Origin of the sequence: Leeuwenhoekiella sp. NPDC079379, assembly GCF_044542075.1 — a bacterium.
Lineage (GTDB): Bacteria > Bacteroidota > Bacteroidia > Flavobacteriales > Flavobacteriaceae > Leeuwenhoekiella.
Map to the genome: position 1 here is coordinate 296,799 of NZ_JBITTU010000002.1, position 21,289 is coordinate 318,087.

The 21,289-nt window shown below is 34.3% G+C and carries 22 protein-coding genes; 15 read left to right on the top strand and 7 right to left on the bottom strand.

Annotated elements, in window-relative coordinates; all coding sequences use genetic code 11:
• Position 1: 1 nt before the first annotated feature.
• From ACIGAM_RS04800 to ACIGAM_RS04815, 4 genes are all read left to right on the top strand, one after another.
• The gene (locus ACIGAM_RS04800) at positions 2–946 is read left to right on the top strand and encodes a CdaR family protein (RefSeq protein WP_396510321.1); all 945 of its coding nucleotides are present in this window, start codon (positions 2–4) and stop codon (positions 944–946) included.
• Positions 943–1,536, top strand: coding sequence for a dephospho-CoA kinase (gene coaE / locus ACIGAM_RS04805; protein ID WP_396510322.1), 594 nt, complete (start codon positions 943–945; stop codon positions 1,534–1,536). Before ACIGAM_RS04800 ends, coaE begins: the two co-directional genes overlap by 4 nt.
• Before the next feature lie 66 nt (positions 1,537–1,602).
• Positions 1,603–3,174 (top strand): sensor histidine kinase, encoded by a 1,572-nt coding sequence (locus tag ACIGAM_RS04810; RefSeq protein WP_396510323.1) that lies wholly within the window; start codon positions 1,603–1,605, stop codon positions 3,172–3,174.
• Between the two features lie 3 nt (positions 3,175–3,177).
• On the top strand, positions 3,178–3,897 hold the full coding sequence (locus tag ACIGAM_RS04815) for a response regulator transcription factor (RefSeq protein ID WP_028375682.1): 720 nt from the start codon (positions 3,178–3,180) through the stop codon (positions 3,895–3,897).
• 20 nt (positions 3,898–3,917) lie between these two features.
• Here ACIGAM_RS04815 and miaA read toward each other — a convergent pair whose 3' ends face one another.
• From miaA to ACIGAM_RS04850, 7 genes are all read right to left on the bottom strand, one after another.
• A complete protein-coding gene (gene miaA / locus ACIGAM_RS04820) occupies positions 3,918–4,829 on the bottom strand; it encodes a tRNA (adenosine(37)-N6)-dimethylallyltransferase MiaA (protein ID WP_396510324.1) in 912 nt (303 codons plus the stop codon).
• Positions 4,822–5,667 carry an ion transporter gene (locus ACIGAM_RS04825; protein ID WP_396510325.1) on the bottom strand — a complete coding sequence of 282 codons (846 nt, stop codon included), beginning with the start codon at positions 5,665–5,667 and terminating at the stop codon, positions 4,822–4,824. Before ACIGAM_RS04825 ends, miaA begins: the two co-directional genes overlap by 8 nt.
• Positions 5,668–5,999: 332 nt before the next feature.
• The gene (locus ACIGAM_RS04830; RefSeq protein WP_396510326.1) at positions 6,000–7,367 is read right to left on the bottom strand and encodes an exonuclease domain-containing protein; all 1,368 of its coding nucleotides are present in this window, start codon (positions 7,365–7,367) and stop codon (positions 6,000–6,002) included.
• Between the two features lie 39 nt (positions 7,368–7,406).
• Positions 7,407–8,069: a YggS family pyridoxal phosphate-dependent enzyme gene (locus ACIGAM_RS04835; RefSeq protein WP_396510327.1), complete on the bottom strand. Its 663-nt coding sequence runs from the start codon at positions 8,067–8,069 to the stop codon at positions 7,407–7,409.
• Positions 8,070–8,316: 247 nt separating this feature from the next.
• Complete coding sequence (locus ACIGAM_RS04840) at positions 8,317–9,204, bottom strand: 3-hydroxyacyl-CoA dehydrogenase family protein (RefSeq protein WP_396510328.1); 888 nt, start codon at positions 9,202–9,204, stop codon at positions 8,317–8,319.
• Positions 9,205–9,294: 90 nt separating this feature from the next.
• The gene (locus ACIGAM_RS04845) at positions 9,295–9,591 is read right to left on the bottom strand and encodes a putative quinol monooxygenase (RefSeq protein ID WP_396510329.1); all 297 of its coding nucleotides are present in this window, start codon (positions 9,589–9,591) and stop codon (positions 9,295–9,297) included.
• A 15-nt stretch (positions 9,592–9,606) separates the two neighbouring features.
• Positions 9,607–10,437 carry an S-adenosyl-l-methionine hydroxide adenosyltransferase family protein gene (locus ACIGAM_RS04850; RefSeq protein ID WP_396510330.1) on the bottom strand — a complete coding sequence of 277 codons (831 nt, stop codon included), beginning with the start codon at positions 10,435–10,437 and terminating at the stop codon, positions 9,607–9,609.
• 109 nt (positions 10,438–10,546) lie between these two features.
• On the opposite strand from ACIGAM_RS04850, the gene ACIGAM_RS04855 reads away from it, so the two are divergent.
• The 11 genes from ACIGAM_RS04855 to ACIGAM_RS04905 all read left to right on the top strand — a co-directional run bounded on the left by ACIGAM_RS04855 (position 10,547) and on the right by ACIGAM_RS04905 (position 20,998).
• Positions 10,547–11,500, top strand: a complete 954-nt coding sequence (locus ACIGAM_RS04855) for a PhoH family protein (RefSeq protein WP_396510331.1) — start codon at positions 10,547–10,549, stop codon at positions 11,498–11,500.
• A 21-nt stretch (positions 11,501–11,521) separates the two neighbouring features.
• Positions 11,522–12,475 carry a phosphoribosylaminoimidazolesuccinocarboxamide synthase gene (locus ACIGAM_RS04860; RefSeq protein ID WP_396510332.1) on the top strand — a complete coding sequence of 318 codons (954 nt, stop codon included), beginning with the start codon at positions 11,522–11,524 and terminating at the stop codon, positions 12,473–12,475.
• A 75-nt stretch (positions 12,476–12,550) separates the two neighbouring features.
• A complete protein-coding gene (locus ACIGAM_RS04865) occupies positions 12,551–13,921 on the top strand; it encodes an alanine/glycine:cation symporter family protein (protein ID WP_396510333.1) in 1,371 nt (456 codons plus the stop codon).
• Positions 13,922–14,127: 206 nt separating this feature from the next.
• Positions 14,128–14,544, top strand: a complete 417-nt coding sequence (locus ACIGAM_RS04870; protein WP_396510334.1) for a response regulator — start codon at positions 14,128–14,130, stop codon at positions 14,542–14,544.
• Positions 14,544–15,110 carry a heme NO-binding domain-containing protein gene (locus ACIGAM_RS04875; RefSeq protein WP_396510335.1) on the top strand — a complete coding sequence of 189 codons (567 nt, stop codon included), beginning with the start codon at positions 14,544–14,546 and terminating at the stop codon, positions 15,108–15,110. The genes ACIGAM_RS04870 and ACIGAM_RS04875 overlap by 1 nt, the downstream gene beginning before the upstream one ends.
• Complete coding sequence (locus tag ACIGAM_RS04880; protein ID WP_396510336.1) at positions 15,082–17,445, top strand: PAS domain S-box protein; 2,364 nt, start codon at positions 15,082–15,084, stop codon at positions 17,443–17,445. The genes ACIGAM_RS04875 and ACIGAM_RS04880 overlap by 29 nt, the downstream gene beginning before the upstream one ends.
• A gap of 2 nt (positions 17,446–17,447) precedes the next feature.
• Positions 17,448–18,581 (top strand): FIST signal transduction protein, encoded by a 1,134-nt coding sequence (locus ACIGAM_RS04885; RefSeq protein WP_396510337.1) that lies wholly within the window; start codon positions 17,448–17,450, stop codon positions 18,579–18,581.
• Entirely contained in the window at positions 18,582–19,652 is a 1,071-nt protein-coding gene (locus ACIGAM_RS04890; protein ID WP_396510338.1) for an ATP-binding protein, read from the top strand.
• The gene (locus ACIGAM_RS04895; RefSeq protein WP_396510339.1) at positions 19,649–19,969 is read left to right on the top strand and encodes an Hpt domain-containing protein; all 321 of its coding nucleotides are present in this window, start codon (positions 19,649–19,651) and stop codon (positions 19,967–19,969) included. The genes ACIGAM_RS04890 and ACIGAM_RS04895 overlap by 4 nt, the downstream gene beginning before the upstream one ends.
• 10 nt (positions 19,970–19,979) lie before the next feature.
• Positions 19,980–20,705: a LytR/AlgR family response regulator transcription factor gene (locus ACIGAM_RS04900; RefSeq protein WP_396510340.1), complete on the top strand. Its 726-nt coding sequence runs from the start codon at positions 19,980–19,982 to the stop codon at positions 20,703–20,705.
• Between the two features lie 98 nt (positions 20,706–20,803).
• On the top strand, positions 20,804–20,998 hold the full coding sequence (locus tag ACIGAM_RS04905; protein ID WP_396510341.1) for a hypothetical protein: 195 nt from the start codon (positions 20,804–20,806) through the stop codon (positions 20,996–20,998).
• Positions 20,999–21,289: the final 291 nt, after the last annotated feature.

Below are 21,289 nucleotides of genomic sequence, written 5' to 3' on the forward strand. Positions count from 1 at the left end.
TATGTCAGATAAAAAAAAGCACAATAGAAATTCAAACCTTCGGGTTTTTTTGACCATATTTCTAGTGGTTGCTGCTATTTCGATAATGATAAAATTGAATCGTAATTTTAGTTTTACGGTTAAAATACCATTAACGTTTCAGAATCTTTCTGAAGATTACATTCTCAAAAAAAGCTCGACAACATCAGTTAAAGTAACTGGTACAGCAAGTGGTTATGATTATTTTAAATACCGATTTTTTTCACAGGCTTTTCCTATTGACTTATCAGACTTACCAAAAAAAGGTGATAAATCTTACTATGTTTTCACCGCGGAAAGTGATGCTTTAAAAGGAAGTCTTAGCGGTAGCGAAATAACAGAATTTGAACCGGATACAGTTTTTTTTAGTTTAGATAGAAATTACGACAAACGTGTACCTGTAGTATCTAAATTTGAAATTAGCTATGCACCGGGTTATGGTAGTTTTCAGGGAATGGAAATTAAACCAGACAGTATTACGGTGAGAGGACCCGAGTCTGAAGTAGATACAATAACGAAGGTGTTTACGAGTGCTGAAGTTTTTGAAGATGTAAGAGCATCTAAAGAAGGCAGTGTTTCTTTGCATTTATTTAAAAAAACACCCAATGTAGAATTACTACCTAACGCAATCAGCTATAATTTATATGTAGATAAATTTACTGAAGGTTCTGTGTCTGTACCGCTTCAGTTAATAAATGTACCGCCCCAGGTTTCTGCAAAAGTTTTTCCAAAGCGTATAAATGTAATTTTTAATGTGAATGTTACAAATTACGATCGGGTGAAATCTTCAGATTTTAAAGTGGTTGTAGATTTTGATGAGGCAGATAGTCTCTCTACCTCCTTAACTCCGCAGGTTATAGAGATACCGGCGTTCGTTAGAGACGTTCGTATAAGTGAAAGCACAGTTCAATATTTATTAGTTAAATGAAAATCGTAGGAATTACCGGAGGTATTGGAAGTGGTAAAAGTACCATAGCTCGTTATTTTAATGAGCGTTATTATGTTCCGGTTTATTATGCAGACAAAGAAGCGAAAACACTAATGAATACTGACGCATTAAGAGGTCAAATCATTAATCTTCTAGGTGATAAAGCTTATATAAATAATACGCTCGACCGTAAATATATAGCATCAAAGGTTTTTAAAGATTCAAAATTACTAGAGCAACTTAATAAAATTGTACACCCTGCAGTAGGGGCGCATTTTGAAAAATGGTGTGACGCACAAGAAGCACCTTATGTTCTAAAAGAAGCGGCTATTCTTTTTGAAAATGGCACACAGTCGTTGTGTGATTTCGTCATTTTAGTTACGGCTCCAGAAGATATACGTATTCAACGTATTTTAGAAAGAGATCAAACGAGTATAGAAGAAATTAAGAATAGAATAGATAAACAGTGGGATGACTTTAAAAAAATTCCATTAGCAGATTTCGTAATTGAGAACATAGATCTCGAGATTAGTAAAAAAAGGGTTTCAGAAATACACCTTCAACTCTTGGCAGCACCTATAAATACATAGGTTATTCTTGTTAACATTTGGTTAAACCAATTAACCCCTAAATGTTAAAATCATACATTTGGGCATATGAATAAAAAACTCTTTGTGCTACTTGTTGTGTTGATGAGCTTATCCCTCATAGGCATTATATTTGTACAGGGTTACTGGATTTCAAATAGCATAGAAGCAAAACGTGGTCAATTTGGTTTTAATGCGAAGCAAGTGCTTAATACTGTGGCCCGTGACATACAGATTAAGGAAGTTAACACGTGGTATAATCCTGTTTTAAAAATGCGTGACAGTCTGGGAATTCCAGACGATGTTAGTTTATACGATCTAATTTATAAAGAAGAAGATTCTATCACTAACGAGTCTTATGTATTTAGAAATAGTATAGTAGAGCAGGATTATAAACTAAGTGCACCTATTCTTGATTACGAAGTAGATAGCATTAAGTTTAAAAAGTATCTTCAAAGACAGTACACAGAGATTATAGATAAAAATGATTTAGATAAGGCAGAGGTAGACCGTACTACGATTTTTACCAGAATGTCTGATTTGAGTGATATTGAACGTTATAATATTGAGCAGGCGGTTATGTATATAACTCGCAAAATACCTATTCACAAGCGTGTAGATACTAAAGAATTAGAACGTCTACTTACTATGGAGCTTGCTGAACGGGATATGGAGACAAATTTTGAATACGCCATCTACAGTAACAATCTAGTTACTAATGTGCGTTCTGAAGAATTTGATATTCAATCACCAGATCAGAACTTTAGTGTTCCCCTTTTTGCAGATGATGAAGGAAATAGTGATTACCAGTTAGTTGCTAATTTTCCGGGAGAGAAAAAGTATGTAGTATCTTCTGTAATAGGTATGGGCGGTTTGAGTATCTTATTTACATTAATTATTGTAATCGCCTATAGCAGCGCACTTCAGCAATTAGTGAAACAGCGCCAAATTTCTGAAATCAAAACCGATTTCATCAATAACATGACGCACGAGTTTAAAACGCCAATAGCTACAATAAACCTTGCACTTGACGCGATTAAGAATCCAAAAATAAATGGAAATCCTGAAGCATTAACCCGATATATGGGTATGATTAGGGAAGAGAATAAAAGAATGCATGCTCAGGTTGAAAATGTATTACGTATCTCAAAACTGGAGAAAAACGAGCTTGACATTAAAAAAGAACGTTTAAAGCTTCACGATTTAATCGAAGATGCAATAATGCATATCGAGCTAATAGTTGAAGACCGTCAGGGTTATATAAAGACCCATCTGGGCGCTTTAAAAAGTTCTGTTTTGGCTAATGAGTCACATTTTACAAATGTGCTGGTGAATATTCTTGATAATGCTGTAAAATATTCTACAGATGTACCTAAAATAGATATTTATACAGAAAATTTAAAGAACTTCATTTTGATTAAAATTAAAGATCAGGGTGACGGGATGACAAAACAAGTACAAAAGAAAATATTTGATAAATTTTATCGCGAGCACACTGGCGATATACATAATGTAAAAGGGCACGGTCTGGGTCTTGCATATGCAAAACGTATGGTAGAAGATCACGCAGGTGAAATCTGGGTACAGAGCGAAAAAGGCAAAGGCAGTACCTTTATAATTAAACTACCACTAATATCTTAAACAATGGAAACTGAAAACAAGAAAATCTTACTCGTAGAGGACGATCCCAACTTTGGGACTGTATTGAAAGACTATCTTTCAATGAATGACTACGATGTAACTCATGCAAAAAATGGAATGGAAGGATTTGAGAAGTTCAAAAAAGACGACTTTGATCTTTGTATCCTAGATGTGATGATGCCATATAAAGATGGTTTTACTCTTGCAAAAGAAATACGCGAAAAAAATGAAGATGTGCCTATTATTTTCTTGACTGCTAAAGCAATGAAAGAAGATGTTCTTAAAGGCTATAAAGTAGGCGCAGATGATTATTTAAATAAACCTTTTGATAGTGAAGTGCTTTTAATGAAAATTAAGGCAATCATGATGCGTAAGGCAACAGATTCTGTAGCAGACAGTAAACAATTTGAATTCCAGATAGGTGGTTTCTTCTTAAATTCAAAATTACGTTTCCTTACATATAAAGAAGATGAGCAAATAAAGCTTTCTCCAAAAGAGAATGAATTGCTACGTCTTTTAGCTTTACACGAGAATGATTTAATGCCTCGTGAATTAGCACTTACAAAAATTTGGAGAGATGATAACTACTTTACTTCTAGAAGTATGGATGTTTACATCGCAAAATTACGTAAGTATTTAAAGCGTGACGATACTGTAGAAATACTTAACATACATGGTGAAGGTTTCCGCCTTGTTGTTAAAAGTGACGAAGAGAAAAAATAGTGGTATTTGTAAAACGCCTCTTAATGAAGAGGCGTTTTATCTTTTATTACAGTAATAATTTCTTCGAGAGGTGTTTTGTAATCAAACCATAACACAGATTTATCTCTGCGATACCATGTTAACTGTCTTTTAGCAAAACGTCTGGTATTTTTCTTAATTTCTTCAATGGCTGTAGCTAGATCGTAGTTGCCATCAAAGAAGCTAAATAATTCTCTGTAGCCTACAGTTTGCAAGGCATTTAGATGTTTGAGTGGATATAGCTTTTCAGCCTCTTCCACAAGACCATTTACAATCATTAGATCTACTCGCTGATTTATTCGATCATATATAATTTCACGATCTGCATTCAATCCTATTTTTAAAGATTGAAAACTTCTACTTACTGTATTTTTTGCCAAAAACGAAGAGTAGGGTTTAGAAGTGCCTCTACAAATTTCTAAAGCTCTAATAAGACGTTGCTTGTTATTTAAATCTATTGAGGCATAGTGCCTGGGGTCACTTAATAAAAGCTCTTCCTGTAAAGCTTCAATACCTTTATCTTTTAAAAGCTGTATTAATTTAGGTCGAATTTGCGGTTCAACCTCAGGAAAGTGGTCTAATCCATTTAGCACAGCATCTACATATAAGCCAGATCCACCTACTAAAATAGCAGCGTTGTGTGATGCATAAAAAGTATTTAATTTTTCAATACATTCCTGTTCAAACAAACCTACATTGTAAGTTTCATGTATTGAGATATGCTGAATAAAATGGTGCTTAGCTGCTGCGAGTTCATGGGTATCAGGTACAGCAGTACCAATGGTCATTTCTTTAAAAAATTGCCTTGAATCTGCCGAAAATATTTCAGTATTAAAATATTGAGCCAGTTGAATTGATAAGGCTGTTTTGCCTATTGCGGTGGGCCCTACAACAGCTATTAATGTTTTAATCATAATGCAAACTACTTCCGCATTTGTGGCAATATTGCGCTTCGTCCTGATGTTTTCGCGCTCCGCAGTTGTGACAAACCTGAGTATTCAAGCGTAAACTTTTTTGGTCAGGTTCTACAGTATCTTTTTTAGCCATCTCTGCACTTACTATGCCGGTAGGTACTGCTATTATTCCATAACCTAAAACCATTATGATCATCGCTATAAACTGTCCTAATGCTGTGACTGGTGCTATATCGCCAAAACCAACAGTGGTTAATGTGACTATACACCAATAAACACTTACAGGAATACTCTTAAAACCGTGTTCGGGACCTTCAACAATATACATTAAGGTGCCTGCGATTACAGATAAAATCATAACGGCAAATAGAAAAACCAAAATTTTAGGACGACTGTCTTTTAAAGCTTTGGTTAATTTATTTCCTTCACCTATGTATCTGGTTATTTTGAGTATTCTAAAAACTCGTAACAATCGTAGTGCACGTATAGTAAGTAAGGCGTTTGTACCTACAAAGAAGAATGATAGGTAAAGAGGTATAGTTGATATAAAATCTATAAGACCATAAAAACTAAAAACATAAGCAGAGGGTTTTCTTATCGAAATTACCCGTAGGATATATTCTATTGTAAAAAAGACTGTAATTATCCATTCACCAATATAGAAATAGGTACCGTATTTAATTTGCATATCTGCAACGCTCTCTAGCATAACGAGAACTACACTTAATAAAATAAGTATAAGTAGTATTACATCAAATATTTTCCCTGCAGGCGTGTCTGCCTCGTAGATGACCTCGTGTATTTTTGATTTCCAGGTATGTTTAGCAGCTTGTGTCAAAAATGGTATTAATTTTAATATGTAGTTTCAATTATATCGAGTTTATCAAGATAGAATTTAGAGATTTCTTTTTATTTTCTAAAGTTGAGGTAGCTTTAATCTAATCTGGTTTTATTTGATGAAAATCAGCTTCTGTAATATTATATTTTTGGACATTAGCAATTAAGAAAAATAAAGGACGGTCTGTTCGAATTTTTCTCAAAAACACAACATATTTCAGTGATAGATTCACTTTTTAGTAAGTTAATTTTTTCTGTATTCTGCACTTCCTGAGCAGACAATATTGAGGCAGCTAAACTAATGGTATATAAAATACTATTAATTGCTTTCATCTAGTTTGCTAATTGATTTAAGTCAATTGTTTTTATTATTTTTTTAACGCGCAAGTAGCTTTGTATAATGTGTTTAGCATCAAGATTGTCGTGCATGGGAGTAATAATACGATGTAAAATTTCAGGGTTATTTAGCTGAAAATTTAAATTATAGAAGCCTATACCCATAAACTTACCATCTTCAATTAATATAAGACTGCGCTCATCTGAAGTTCTACCGCGATCAATAAGTGCAACGCTACGGTTTTTAAAACTTATCGAATTTATAAATTCATTTGCACGTATATTATATTCTTCGGGTCTTTCTTCTTCAAAACAGGCGCCGCTGCAGCTTTTATCTGTGCATCTATCTTTTTGCGTATTGAGATTTGTTTTTGCTGCACATAAATTAAACTCTTCTATTATACGCTCCAAATTTGTCTTAGCAACGTGCGCAGTGGCATATGTTGCTATACTCTCTTTGCGTGCATCGGCTTTTTCAATACTTAGATTTATATAACCTTGATCATCTATAAAGCTTACTAATTGGGCTTTAAATTTTAACCTGCGATACGTGCGATTGTGAAGCGGTTTGTTTTTTTTAACCTCCTCGTTTTCTTTTAAAAGAGCGATAAGTTCGCTGCCAGTTTCTTCATAACTAATTGCCTGTACATCTTCCTGAATCTGTTTTGATTTGCGATTATCATTTGTAAAATGCTGCGTAACGCGTTTTTTTATGTTTCGGCTTTTGCCTATTAAAATGATTTTACCATTTGTATTATGCATATAATAAACACCGGTTGTGCTGGGTGTTTCTGCAATTAAATCCCGTAGTTTAGTATCTATTTTCTTTTTTGGATTAAGCTTTATGGCTTCTTGAATTATTGTTTTCTTACTGTCTTTTGCTAAAAGTAGTTTAAACAGTTTTACCGTGGCTAATGCATCACCACTAGCACGGTGCCGATCTGTAATAGGTATGCCCAGGTTTCTAACTAGCTTTCCTAAACTATAACTTTCTTGATCGGGAAGTAAGCTTTGAGACAATTCTACAGTACATAAACTTTTACGTTGATAATCATATCCCAGACGATCAAATTCAAGCTGTAAGATTCTATAATCAAATTGAGCATTGTGGGCAACTAGAATGCAGTCTTGAGTAATCTCGATAATGCGTTTAGCAACTTCAAAAAACTTAGGTGCATTACGCAACATCTCGTTGTTAATACCGGTAAGACCTACAACAAAAGATTGTATAGGACGCTCAGGATTTACAAGACTTATAAATTGATCTACAACCTGATGACCGTCAAATTTATAGATAGCGACCTCTGTAACCCCTTCTTCATTATATTTTCCTCCTGTAGTCTCTAAATCGAGTATTGCATACATAAATAGCCATCTATCTTAAAATACGGTATTCCAGTATTTTTAATTATAATTACGTTCTCCAAAAATAGCACTTCCTATACGTATCATCGTACTGCCGTGGCTAATTGCTAACTTATAATCTCCGCTCATTCCCATAGATAATGTAGTAAAGTTATGTTGTTCTTTAAATTGCGTGTAGATTTTTTCTAATTCTGAAAATTCACGGTTAAGTTGATCTTCATCATCAACGAAAGATGCCATTCCCATAAGACCTACTACATCAATATTAGGGTAATTTGTCTTTAGTTTATCACCCGTCAATAGTTCTTGTGCTTCAGAGGGTTTCATACCAAATTTACTATCTTCTTCTGCTATTTTAATTTGAAGTAAAACACGTATAGTTCTATTATTTTTTTCAGCTTCCTTGTTTATTTCTTTAAATAATTTCAATCGATCTACGCTATGTATAAGACCTATATACGGTGCTATATATTTCACCTTATTGGTTTGTACGTGACCTATCATATGCCAGTCAATATCTTTAGGAAGCGACTCCCATTTATCGGTCATTTCCTGAATTTTATTTTCTCCAAAAATGCGTTGTCCTGCATCATAAGCCTCCTGTAAATCCTCATTTGGCTTTGTCTTAGATACGGCAACCAGGGTGACGTGTTCTGGTAAAGTTTGTTTTATAATCTTTAAATTTTCAGAAATTGAAGGCATAAAAAAAGATGATTATTTTTTGTAAAGGTAAGCAATTGCACTGGGAGCGCATTGTTGGCATTTATAAATTCAAAATGATATTTATAGTAAGTAAGGTACTTCAGTTTATTGAAACTTTATTTTTTAAATAAAAATAAAGTTGACAATTAATCTTAAATACATTTAAATCGCAAAAGCCTCATAAAGATTTTATGAGGCTTCTGTAGTAAATTCAAAATATGCTTATTAAGACCTGTTAGTGCTCAAATTATGTAAACTGTGCTGAAACCTTTTCTGCTTTTCTGCTTTCACTGTAGTCATAAAAACCTTCACCAGATTTGATACCTAATTTACCTGCACGTACCATATTAACAAGTAAGGGGCAAGGCGCATATTTAGGGTTTTTAAAACCGTCATACATCACTTCAAGAATAGATAAACAAACGTCAAGACCAATAAAATCTGCTAATTGTAACGGTCCCATAGGATGTGCCATACCTAGTTTCATAACGGTATCGATTTCTGCAACCCCTGCAACATCATTATAAAGCGTTTCTATAGCTTCATTAAGCATAGGCATCAAAATTCGGTTTGCTACAAAGCCGGGGTAATCATTTACCGCAACAGGGTTTTTACCTAGCTGTTCAGATAATTTTATAATAGTACTCAGAGTTTCTTTAGAAGTGCTGTAGCCACTAATAATCTCAACTAACTTCATAACGGGCACAGGGTTCATAAAATGCATTCCTATAACCTGAGAAGGACGCTTGGTTGCTGCGGCGATTTGTGTAATTGATATTGAAGAAGTATTGCTTGCAAGAATTGTAGATGGCTTACAGAATTCTTCGAGTTTCTTAAAAATATCAAGTTTGACATTTAGGTTTTCGCTTGCTGCTTCAACAACTAAATCTGCATCTTTAACCCCTTCTTCAAGCTGGGTTAATGGCACTATATTTAGAAGCGTCTCATTTTTCTTAGCTTCATCAATAAGTTCTTTAGAAACCTGCCTGTCTAGGTTTTTTGTTATGGTTTGAATTCCTGTTTTTAAAGAATCTTCAGAAATATCAATGAGGTTAACTTTAAATCCGTTTTGAGCAAAAGTGTGAGCTATGCCATTACCCATTGTACCGGCACCTATTACAGCTATATTTTTCATTAATTAATTTTTTTTAAATTAGCTATATATTGCATAATTCCTGTAATTAGCTAATATAATTTATAGATTTTGTTGAATACCGTAGTAGTATCACTGTAAAGTTACGAATTTTTCAACGCTCCAGGCTTCTGGTTTAGCGTTAAAAAGAACTTTGGTCCTTGCCCAGGTAGTTTTAAAAAGTTCACTTTTTCGATACGTTTCAAGTGCTTCAGCACTTTCCCAATAACTGTGCGTAAAAAATATAGTTTTATTATCAGTGCCATTTAAAAGCTCTAAGAATTTACAGCCTTCAAAACTGCGTATGTGTTCTTTTACACCCTCAAAAAGAATTTTAAAATTTTCAATTTCTTCAGGTTTAAATTCCATTTTAACAAGGCGTACAATCATAATATAAAACTAGAATTATTCAAAAATTACGGTTATGGTATCTCTGTAATCGAGACCAAAAAGGGTAGAGGCACTGCCTACCGTGCTGGGGTTGCTTTTATAAATCGCAAGCTCCAAATAACCTGAGGAGTTGAAGAGCGCAATTTTTTTACCGTCTTCTTCGCGCTTTGTTTTTTCGATGTCAAAATTTATGGCATCACTATACTTGTCATAAATTTTTTTAAAATGGGCACGGCGTGCCTGAATTGTAAAAGCTCTGCTTTTGCCAACTTCGTCAAATAAGCGGCGTGTGATATTTGTGATTACATTTCCGTAGTTATCTACATAAATAACATTACCTATAATTTGCTTTTGTTCATTATTTATAACCGGCATTAAGCCTGTAATAGCGCGTATTTCTTTTATGGGCTTACCTATAACTCCTAAAGTTCCGCCACGAGCAATATGGCAAGCGACTTGTACAAAAACATCAAGTTCTGTGAAATTTGTTTTAATACGGTCGTGTATATTAATTTCTACCAGTTCTTCAGGAACAATAGTGCGCGTTATCATAGACATAATCCCATTATTTGCACATATAAAAAAATGGCCGTCTAGTTTTACAGCGATATGTTTGTTCTCTGGTGTTTGCTCAGAGTCTATACCTATAATATGAATGGTGCCTTCAGGAAAATTGCGATAGGCATTTTGTATAATATATGCGGCTTCTGTTATATGAAAAGGTGATATGTTATGTGAGATATCAACAATTTTGGCATCGGCCATTTCAGTATAAATAGCGCCTTTAACCGCACCGGCAAAATGATCTTTTAAGCCGAAGTCTGTGGTTAATGTTATAATGGGCATAGGCGGTTTTGTTGATATTTTTAAAGGCTAGAGTTACTAATTTTAGTTACATTTGTTAAACACAAAACTAAAGATAATTAACTAGTTTCTTTATAAAATTCTTCCGCTTTTGAACGAACTTATCATTGAACTTTCAGAGATTACACCAAGAGATTTTTTTGGTGAAAATAATATAAATATTGAGCTGCTTAAAAGGTACTTTCCAAAATTAAAAATCGTCGCAAGAGGTAATAATATTAAGGCTTACGGTGATGAAGATCTTTTAGAAGAGTTTGATAAACGCATGACAATGCTTCTTGAGCATTTTGCTAAATACAATAAGCTTGACGAAAACTCCATTGAACGGGTTTTAACCAGCGACAGCAGGGCAGATTATGAGACATCGCCGGCAAGTGGTGAGGTTCTTGTGCACGGTGTAGGCGGTAAACTTATTAAAGCACAAACTGCTAACCAGCGTAAAATGGTAGACCTTACACGTAAAAACGATATGGTTTTTGCGATAGGACCAGCAGGTACAGGTAAAACTTATACTGCTGTTGCATTAGCAGTTAAAGCACTTAAAGAAAAGCAGGTAAAGCGTATTATTCTTACACGTCCTGCTGTAGAAGCGGGAGAAAATCTAGGTTTCTTACCAGGAGATTTAAAAGAAAAATTAGATCCTTATATGCAACCTTTATATGATGCACTTCGTGATATGATACCTCACGAAAAACTAGAGAGCTTTATTGAAAAAGGGGTGATACAAATTGCACCCATGGCATTTATGAGGGGTCGTACGCTTGACAATGCATATGTAATCTTAGATGAAGCGCAAAACACTACCCACGCCCAGATGAAGATGTTTTTAACACGTATGGGAAAACACGCAAAGTTTATGATTACCGGTGATCCCGGCCAGATAGACTTACCAAGACGTGTAATTAGTGGTTTAAAAGAAGCGTTGCTCGTACTTAAGGATGTTAACGGTGTAGGTATGATTTACCTTGATGATAAAGATGTAATACGTCACCGTCTTGTAAAAGAGGTTATAGCAGCATATAAAGCAATAGAAAACAGAGATTAAAACTTAGCCTACTCATACTTTATGTCAAATAAAACTATTACCGATACCAATTATAATTTTCCCGGTCAGACGCACGTCTATAAAGGTAAAGTACGGGAAGTTTACAGTCTTGAAAATGATTTATTAATAATGGTCGCTACAGATCGATTAAGCGCTTTTGATGTAGTTATGCCAAAGGGAATCCCGTATAAAGGCCAAATTTTAAATCAAATCGCCACAAAAATGATGCGCGATACTCAGGATATCGTTCCTAATTGGTTAGAAGCAACTCCAGACCCTAATGTGGCTGTAGGCAAAAAATGCGAGCCTTTTAAAGTTGAAATGGTTATTCGTGGTTATATGAGTGGTCATGCTGCTCGTGAATATAAAGCCGGAAAGCGCATGCTTTGCGGTGTTGCACTACCGGAAGGATTAAAGGAAAACGACAAATTTCCTACTCCTATCATCACACCGGCAACTAAAGCTGAAATGGGGGATCATGATGAAGATATCTCCAAAGAAGATATAATAAAACGCGGTATTGTATCAGCAGATGATTATGCAGTTCTAGAAGATTATACCTCTAAATTATTTCAACGCGGTACCAAAATTGCCGCTGATCGAGGTCTTATATTAGTAGATACTAAATATGAATTCGGTAAAACTGTAGATGGTAAAATTGTTTTAATTGACGAAATACATACACCTGATTCTTCAAGATATTTTTACGCTGAAGGCTATGAAGAGCGTCAAAAAAATGGAGAAGCGCAGAAACAGCTTTCTAAAGAATTTGTACGCCAGTGGTTAATTAGCAATGGCTTTCAAGGATTAGAAGGACAGAAGCTTCCCGTGATGAGCGATGCTTATATAGAAACAGTTTCTGAACGCTATATAGAGTTGTATGAGAATATTACAGGAGAACCATTTGTAAAAGCAGACCTCTCAAATATAGATAAACGTATAGAAGATAATGTCTTAAGTTATCTTAATAGTTGATTTCTTTTAGTAGATAAATAAAAAATTAATGAACCGAAAAGGCTATTTTCTCTTTTCGGTTTTTTTATATCAAATATGGAAAGACTCAACAATTTTTTTTCTGAAGCGGCATCATTTGTATGGGGACTTCCGCTCTTAATTTTGTTAATAGGTGGGGGTACCTATTTACTTATATATTCGCGTTTTCTTCCTTTCAAATATTTTGGTCACGCAATTAATGTTTTGCGTGGTAAGTATGATAATCCTGATGATCCTGGTGAGATAAGCCATTTTCAGGCACTAATGACCGCACTTTCTTCTACCATAGGCATGGGTAATATTGCCGGTGTAGCAGTAGCCATAGCCATAGGAGGTCCGGGGGCTGTTTTCTGGATGTGGGTGAGTGCATTAGTAGGAATGAGTACCAAATTTTTTACCTGCACACTGGCTATCTTATATAGAGGTAAAGACGATGCAGGAGAAGTGCAAGGCGGTCCTATGTACTTTATTGTAGAAGGTTTAGGCAAAGCCTGGAAACCACTTGCTGTATTATTTAGTATAGCGGGTCTGGTAGGCGCGTTACCGGTTTTTAATGTTAACCAACTTACGCAGGCGATAAACGATATTCTACTCGTACCTAATGGTATTACAAAGAGTTTTACTACAGATTTGACTATAGGTCTTATACTTGCAGCAATTACGGGAGTGGTAATTTTGGGAGGTTTAAACCGAATAAGCAAAACAGCATCGCGTATTGTACCGGTTATGGTAGGTCTTTATTTTATTGCTGTTCTTGCAATTCTCTTTATTAATGCTTCGGAAGTACCTATATACTTTAAGCTCATTTTTACAGATGCTTTTGCGGCTAATAACTACACAGGAGATCCCATGTTTGGTGGCGTTGTAGGGGCGCTAATTGTTTTAGGAATTCGCAGAGGTGCTTTCTCTAATGAAGCTGGTATAGGCACGGCCCCTATGGCACACGGCGCAGCTAAAACAAATGAACCTATACGTGAAGGATTGGTAGCAATGTTGGGTCCTTTTATAGATACTATAATTGTATGTACACTTACCGCCTTAAGTATTCTTGTTACAGGTGTTTGGAAAACAAGTGAAGCAAATGGCGTAAGTCTTACAGCAAAAGCATTTTCTGATGCTATGCCGGGTTTTGGAGCATATGTATTATTAATTTGCATAGCTGTCTTTAGTATAAGCTCATTATTTTCCTATTCTTATTACGGTACAAAATGTCTTTCCTTTTTATTTGGAACGAAGTACAAACACATCTATAATTATTTTTACATTGGGAGTATTTTGCTAGGAGCGACTACTTCTTTGAGTTTAATGATTAATCTAATTGATACATTTTTTGCGCTAATGGCAATACCTACTATGCTAACCACTTTAATTTTAGCACCTAAAGTAATGGTACGTGCACGAGAATATTTTAAAAAGCTCAATACCTAATCTCAATTAAATAGCAGATTTTACCCGGGCATTAATGAGCAATTCAATACTTTAGCAATGGTTAAAAAATACAAGTATTAACCATTCAACTACACTTAAAGGTTATTCGTCTATAGTTAAGTATACGGTCAACGTTTTTCGGGTGTTCTAAGGTTAACTTTTTTGCAACTTTACTCGATAACAGGATATTAATATACCGCTGCCAAATGAAAAAACGTATTTTATCTATTCTTCTTATTGAAGATGATCGTATAGAAGTTATGAAGCTGAAGCGCGTTTTGAGCAAAAGTGATCTTAAGCATCATCTGGTAGAAGCAAAAAATGGGGAAGAGGCCCTAACAATTTTACAAGATAAAAGCAATTTGCCAGATCTTATTCTTTTAGATTTAAATATGCCGAAAATAAATGGTATTGAATTTTTAAGAATTTTAAAAGATGATTCTTATTTAAAATATATCCCAACTGTTATTCTTACAACTTCAAATAATCATAACGATGTTAAAGAATGTTATGAGATAGGTATTGCCGGTTATGTTTTAAAGCCACTTAAATACGATGATTATGTTGAGAAGATCGAGAGTTTACTAGCCTATTGGAGTATTAACGAGCTTATACATATATAATGAAAGGTGTTGTATTTACTGAGTTCTTAGAACTTGTCGAATTAAAGTTTGGTTTACAAATGGTAGATGATATCATTGTAGCTTCAAATTTAGAATCTGGTGGTGCATATACGGCAGTAGGCACCTATAAATTTGGAGAGATGGTTAGTTTACTCACCGAGTTGAGTAGTCGAACGCAATTGTCTGTAGACGATTTACTGTATACCTATGCCCAGCATTTTTTTACTGTAATTAAATCCAGTTACCCCGGTTTTTTAGAAAGCTATTCAGATCCTATAGAGATGTTAGCTTCAATTGAAGATCACATTCACGTTGAAGTACTCAAAATTTACCCTGATGCGCAATTACCTACCTTTAAAACCCTAGAAAAGTCAGAAAATACACTAACTTTAGACTATCTATCTAGTCGTGCCATGTATAGTTTTGGTTTGGGTTTAATGCATGAAACATTTAATTTTTTCAATATAGATTTTAATATTCGATTAGAGAAACTCAAAGAAGACGGCACACACGTAAGATTTTTTATCGAAAGAAAAAATGGAAACATCAAATCTAGAGGTTTATAAACGTATTATTGACAGAGAGCGTGCAGCTCGCAAAATGGCTGAAGGTATTCTTGAAGCAAAATCATCTGAATTGTATCTGATTTCTCAAGAACTTAAAAAATCAAATGAACGCTTACAATCTTCTATTTATCAGAAAAACTCTGAGCTAAAAGGCTTATTTGAAAGTCTGGTTGATGCCTACGTTGTTATAGACTTAGAAGGCTATGTACTAAAAATGAATAGTGCAGCTGTAAGACTTCTGGGTTATGATGCTACTATTGAAACCGTTTTCTTACCTAATTTGGTTCCACCTACAGAAACGAGTAAAGTTGCAGAAAGTTTTAAAATACTTCTCAAGACCGGTAACATTACAGATTTTAAAATCACCATTGTTACTAAAGAACAGAAAAACTGCCTTGTACATATAAACGCAAGTGTAATTTGTGATGAAAATGGGAATATTGTCGCTGCTCAGGGAATCGTGAGAGATATCACTTCAGAAGAGAAAAAAGCTCAAATAATAAAAGAACAAAAGCGTCAGTTAGAGTTTATTGTAAACAGCTCCCCGCTAGGTATTGCATTAACTACAAATGGTCTCATAGATCATTGCAATGCCAGTTTTACACGTATATTAGGTTATACCGAAGAAAATATTTTAGGAAAAAGTCTCAAATCAATAACTGTTGCAGCAGAGCAATCTGATTACGAAGAAAAGAGCGAATTGTTACACAAAGGTGATCTAGAGTCTTTTACAACCACGATCAAATATATTACAAACTTAGGTGAGATTATAACCACAAAGATTAATGTAAGTAGCGTAAAAGATCACAATGATTTTAGATTACGGCAGGAAGTAGTTACCATAGAAGATGTTACTAAAGAACTTTTAGCACAAGAAAAACTTATTGAATCTGAAAACAGACTATCTGCTCTAATTCTGAAGTTGCAAAGTGGGATTTTATTAGAAGATGAAAACAGAAAGGTAGTACTTACAAACCCTATGTTTTGTGAAATGTTTAGTGTGCCTATGACTCCTGAGGCTATGATAGGATTAGATTGTCAAAATGCGGCAGAGCAAACAAAAGATTTATTTAAAAATCCCGAAGAATTTATTAATCGCATATCTGAAATTTTAGAAGATCGTCAATTAGTTACTGGTGACGAGCTGGTTCTCAATGATGGAAGAATATTTTCACGCGATTTTGTTCCGGTTTATTCTAATCACAAATATAAAGGACACCTCTGGAGCTATACAGATGTAACACTTAACAGACGTTATAAAGACAATCTTCAAAAACAAAAAGAAAAGTACAGTAGCATTATCGCAAATATGAATTTGGGCTTACTCGAGGTTGATGTTGAAGATCAGATTTTAATGGTAAATCAAAGTTTTTGCGAGCTTAGTGGTTACAGCGAAGAAGAACTTTTAGGAAAAAAGGCTGCAAATCTATTTCTAAGAGACAAGAATGCTACTATAATTAAAGACAAAAATACGGTGCGTTCTAATGGAATTTCTGATTCTTATGAAGTTGAAGCTATCATTAAAAATGGAGAACGCCGTAACTGGTTAATAAGTGGCGCTCCTAATTTTGATATTAATGGTAAACTCATAGGTAGTATAGGTATACATCTTGATATTACCGATTTAAAAAACCTGGAGCTACAGAAAGAAGCACTTTTAAAAACGCTTGAGAAAAGTAATCAGGAATTAGAAGAGTATGCACACGTAGTATCACATGATCTAAAGAGCCCTTTACGCAGTATTAATGCATTAGCAAGTTGGATAAAAGAAGACAATGCAGCTGTTCTTGATGCTCAAAGTTTAGAAAATTTTGATATCCTGGAAAGTACATTAGAAAAGATGGAAAACCTAATTTCAGGAATTTTAAATTATAGTAGTATTCAGATTGAAAGCATTAAAGATGAGAATACAGATGTAAATGCTATTATTAGAGATATACAAGAATTAATCTTTGTACCAGAGCATATTAAAATAGTTACAACTGCAAATTTACCTACGATAAATGTTGATAGAACAAGACTTCAGCAGGTTTTTCAGAATTTAATAGGAAATGCAATTAGATATAGTGATAAAGAAGAAGGGGTCATTGAAATACTGTATCAGGAAGATTCAGAATTTTACATATTTGCAGTAAAAGATAATGGTATTGGTATTGAAGAGAAGTATCACGATAAGATTTTCAATATATTTCAATCTCTTACAGATCATAAAGAATCAACAGGAATAGGTCTATCTATTGTCAAGAAAATAGTCAACTTATATAATGGTAGAATATGGGTTGAGAGTACACCAAAGCTTGGGAGTACTTTTTACTTTAGTCTTAAAAAAAGTTAGCGATGAGAATTAAACAAGGAAGTCTTGACAGTGCCGGTAATTGGAGTCACTTAAACGGGGATCTAAATTTGAAGTACCCGCTGGTACTCGTTTTTGCTAACAGATATGTGCTTGAAGATGAATCAATATTTAATAAAATGCGAGATTTGTTTCCTGATGGGCATTTAATTTTTGGCTCTACAGCTGGCGAAATATTGGGTTCTCAAGTAAACGATGGTGGTCTGGCATATACGGCTATAGAGTTTGAGAAATCTTCTTTCAAAATACTTTCAGAAAACATACTCAATCATAATAAAGATGCGGTTGTTGCGGGAAAGGCCTTACTTCAAAATGTTGTTAAAAAAGATCTTAAACATATTTTTGTAATTTCTGAAGGAAGTTTTGTAAATGGTAGTGAGCTTATTAAAGGCATAGAAAGTGTTTTACCAGATGAGGTCGCTATAACTGGTGGGCTTTGTGGTGATGATGCACGATTTAATAAAACACTTGCGGGCTATAACAAGCCTGCTGCAGAAGGAGAAATTATAGGGATCGCACTTTATGGAGAAAGCCTAGAAATAAGCTTCGCAAATTATGGGGGATGGTTTCCCTTTGGTCCAGAACGTATTATAACTAAATCTAAAGGGAATGTTCTTTATGAATTAGATCATAAGCCGGCGCTAGATCTTTACAAATCATATTTAGGCGATAAAGCTGCAGAGCTACCTACATCTTCTTTATTTTATCCTTTAAGTGTACAATCACAATTAAAAGAAAGACCATTAGTACGTACCATCTTAACTATTGATGAAGCAGAAAACACAATGATTTTAGCTGGTGATGTTCCTGAAGGTTCAAAGGTTAAGCTAATGATGGCTACCGTAGATGGTATAATTGATGGTGCCTGTGAGGCTGCAAAAGAAGCCACTAAAAACCGCAAATCTAGTGCACAATTGGCAATTCTTGTTAGTTGTGTAGGTCGCAAACTAGTGATGCATCAACGCGTAGAAGAAGAGGTAGAAGAAGTTATTGAAGTTATAGGAAAGCAGGCAGTTGTAAGTGGTTTCTACAGCTATGGGGAGATGGCGCCGTTCTCAGATAATAATCAATGTGAATTGCACAACCAGACGATGACCTTAACCTTAATAAGTGAATAGATGAATACACTTTTAAACAGGCAAATACGCAAGCACTTATCAAGTAAGGGTATAGAAGTTGACGCAGAACTCGATTCATTTTTAAATGCTGTAGACAGTTCTTATACTAATTATGAGGAGCAGTTGGTAATGGTACAACGCGCCATGTCCTTAAGTTCAGACGAACTTTCTGCAGCTAATCTCAGTCTTAAAAAAGAGATGAGCCAGCAGCAGGAGATTATTAAAAGTCTTACTGAAACTATAGCTACACTTCATCAATATGGTAATAACAATACACCTGCAAACAGTACAGATAAAATAGATGCAGCTCACGACGGTTTAGAACTTGCTCGCATCATAGATAATCAAACTCGTGAGATTATATCTTCAAATGAGCAACGCGATAAATTATTAGCAGAACTAGAAAGACAAAATAAGGAGCTTAATGATTATGCACACATAGTTTCACACGATTTAAAATCACCTTTAAATAGTATTAATGCGCTTACGAGCTGGATTATTGAAGACTATAAAGGTGTCTATGACGATAATTGTGGGGTTAATCTGAATTTAATTCTAGAGCACGTTGAACATATGAATAGTTTAATTGAAGGTGTTCTTGAATATTCAAGTATAGATAAAAATCAGGGAGAATCTTATAAAGTAGATTTAGACGATATGTTGTCGCGTTTAATCGCAAATATGAATATCCCAGATAATTTTAAAATTAATGTCACTAGTAAACTACCCGTGGTTTCCGGTAATTCATACCGCTTTCAGCAGCTGTTTCAGAATTTGATTCAGAATGCTATAAAGTATAATGATAAAGAATTAGGTACTATTACCGTAGATTTTGTAGAACTAGATGCATTTTTTCAGTTTAGTATTGCAGATAATGGTATGGGTATAGAAGCTAATTATTTTGATAAAATATTTCAGCCGTTTCAAACTTTAGAAAATGACTTTAAATCTAAGGGTATAGGACTATCTATAGTTTTAAAGATTATAAAATTTTACAAAGGAGCCATTTGGCTGGAATCTAAATTAAATACTGGCACAACATTCTATTTTACATTACCTAAAAAATTATGACAGAAAAGCCTGATTTAGAGAAAATAAAGCAAATTGCAGGTGATAGCGATGAACTTGTACAACAATTACTGGAGATTATAAAAGAAGAGCTTCCGCAGGAAATAAAACGCTATAAAACACATCTAGAAAATAAGGATTATCTGAAATCTGCCGAAGATGTACATAAACTGAAACATAAAATAAGTATATTGAATCTTAGTTCAGGATATGAGCTGGCGGTTATTTATGAGAATGAGTTGCGAGCCGGAAACCCTGAATCTGCTGTTATATTTGAGAATGTTTTAATGGCAATGACCCATTTTATAGAAAAATTTTAAAAGCATATTTATGAATTGTATTATAATAGATGATGAGGCATTAGCACGAGCAATCGTAAGTAGTCATTGCTCAAAAGCCGCAGATCTTAATATAGTTTCAGAATTTGATAATGCTATTGCAGCAATAAAATATCTTAATCAACATACTGTAGATTTAATATTTTTAGACATTCATATGCCAGATTTTACGGGTTTTGATTTTATACAAACATTAAAAAATCCGCCAAAAATAATATTGACTACTTCAGACCGAAACTTCGCGATAGAGGCTTTTGAGTATGAGTGTATTGTAGATTATTTAGTAAAACCTGTTGAACTTCCTCGTTTTTTAAAAGCAGTTGAGAAAGCAAAACAGGTACAGAGTCCTGTGGCAGCAACTGTAGATCAAGTACAGCCTACTGCTAAAGAACCTAAGACTGAAGAGGGTTCAGATTTGTATGTAAATATTGACCGTAGGTTAATAAAGATCAACTTTGATAGTATTCTAATAATTGAAGCTAAAGGTGATTACATACTTATTAAAACAGAAACAAAAAATTACACTGTACATTCTACACTCAAGAAAATTGAAGAAAAGTTGCCAGACAGTAAGTTCTTAAAAATTCACAGGTCGTTTGTAATAAATTTTCACAAGATTATTGATATAGAAGATAATAGTGTTCTAATCGCTAAAGATGTGATTCCTATAAGCCGTTCTAACAGACCTATACTTATGAAACGCCTTAATTTACTTTAAAGCGTAAAACCTACCACTGGTCTACACTTAAAAACCATCTATCGAATATTTAAAAATCAGCATTAAGTCTTCTCTAATTTTGGATTAAATCCCAGATTATGAGAACGCAAGCTCTTGTTACATTCTTATTGAGTACTCAAGGCGTCAAAGCCTATAAATACTACTATAAGGATGTTTCTCATTTTGAGCGCTGTAAATTTTTAAAGTCTGTAAGTAATATAATACTTACCGGAATTTTAAAACCAGAACTTCTTCTGGTTTCCAGATATTTAAAAGAGAAGTCATCAGTTTAAATCACAACGTTTATTAAGCTGGCGATAATGATTAGATAGTTTAGTTAGTTGGTTTGTTTTTTTGAAAGCAGCGTTTGGAGAGACGCTGCTTTTTTATGCTTAAAAATCAAACAGTTATAATGGTTAACCAGTTTAAAGTGTAAAGGATTAGAAATGTCACAGCAGTACTAACGAAAAATGCACCCTGCCAAAAATAGAGCCTAGATCCCCATTGTTTGTGATTTTTAGCTCCTAGAATATATATGTTATAGGTGCTCATAATTTTCCAATAAAGCGCAGTGACAACTAAGA

Coding starts and splice junctions, on each gene's coding strand:
- ACIGAM_RS04800 (WP_396510321.1), top strand. CDS start 2: ATGTCAGATAAAAAAAAGCACAATAGAAATTCAAACCTTCGGGTTTTT.
- ACIGAM_RS04880 (WP_396510336.1), top strand. CDS start 15,082: ATGGAAACATCAAATCTAGAGGTTTATAAACGTATTATTGACAGAGAG.
- ACIGAM_RS04860 (WP_396510332.1), top strand. CDS start 11,522: ATGTCAAATAAAACTATTACCGATACCAATTATAATTTTCCCGGTCAG.
- ACIGAM_RS04900 (WP_396510340.1), top strand. CDS start 19,980: ATGAATTGTATTATAATAGATGATGAGGCATTAGCACGAGCAATCGTA.
- ACIGAM_RS04840 (WP_396510328.1), bottom strand. CDS start 9,204: ATGAAAAATATAGCTGTAATAGGTGCCGGTACAATGGGTAATGGCATA.
- ACIGAM_RS04885 (WP_396510337.1), top strand. CDS start 17,448: ATGAGAATTAAACAAGGAAGTCTTGACAGTGCCGGTAATTGGAGTCAC.
- ACIGAM_RS04865 (WP_396510333.1), top strand. CDS start 12,551: ATGGAAAGACTCAACAATTTTTTTTCTGAAGCGGCATCATTTGTATGG.
- ACIGAM_RS04815 (WP_028375682.1), top strand. CDS start 3,178: ATGGAAACTGAAAACAAGAAAATCTTACTCGTAGAGGACGATCCCAAC.
- ACIGAM_RS04810 (WP_396510323.1), top strand. CDS start 1,603: ATGAATAAAAAACTCTTTGTGCTACTTGTTGTGTTGATGAGCTTATCC.
- ACIGAM_RS04850 (WP_396510330.1), bottom strand. CDS start 10,437: ATGCCCATTATAACATTAACCACAGACTTCGGCTTAAAAGATCATTTT.
- ACIGAM_RS04875 (WP_396510335.1), top strand. CDS start 14,544: ATGAAAGGTGTTGTATTTACTGAGTTCTTAGAACTTGTCGAATTAAAG.
- ACIGAM_RS04830 (WP_396510326.1), bottom strand. CDS start 7,367: ATGTATGCAATACTCGATTTAGAGACTACAGGAGGAAAATATAATGAA.
- miaA (WP_396510324.1), bottom strand. CDS start 4,829: ATGATTAAAACATTAATAGCTGTTGTAGGGCCCACCGCAATAGGCAAA.
- ACIGAM_RS04870 (WP_396510334.1), top strand. CDS start 14,128: ATGAAAAAACGTATTTTATCTATTCTTCTTATTGAAGATGATCGTATA.
- ACIGAM_RS04895 (WP_396510339.1), top strand. CDS start 19,649: ATGACAGAAAAGCCTGATTTAGAGAAAATAAAGCAAATTGCAGGTGAT.
- ACIGAM_RS04835 (WP_396510327.1), bottom strand. CDS start 8,069: ATGCCTTCAATTTCTGAAAATTTAAAGATTATAAAACAAACTTTACCA.
- ACIGAM_RS04845 (WP_396510329.1), bottom strand. CDS start 9,591: ATGATTGTACGCCTTGTTAAAATGGAATTTAAACCTGAAGAAATTGAA.
- ACIGAM_RS04905 (WP_396510341.1), top strand. CDS start 20,804: ATGAGAACGCAAGCTCTTGTTACATTCTTATTGAGTACTCAAGGCGTC.
- coaE (WP_396510322.1), top strand. CDS start 943: ATGAAAATCGTAGGAATTACCGGAGGTATTGGAAGTGGTAAAAGTACC.
- ACIGAM_RS04890 (WP_396510338.1), top strand. CDS start 18,582: ATGAATACACTTTTAAACAGGCAAATACGCAAGCACTTATCAAGTAAG.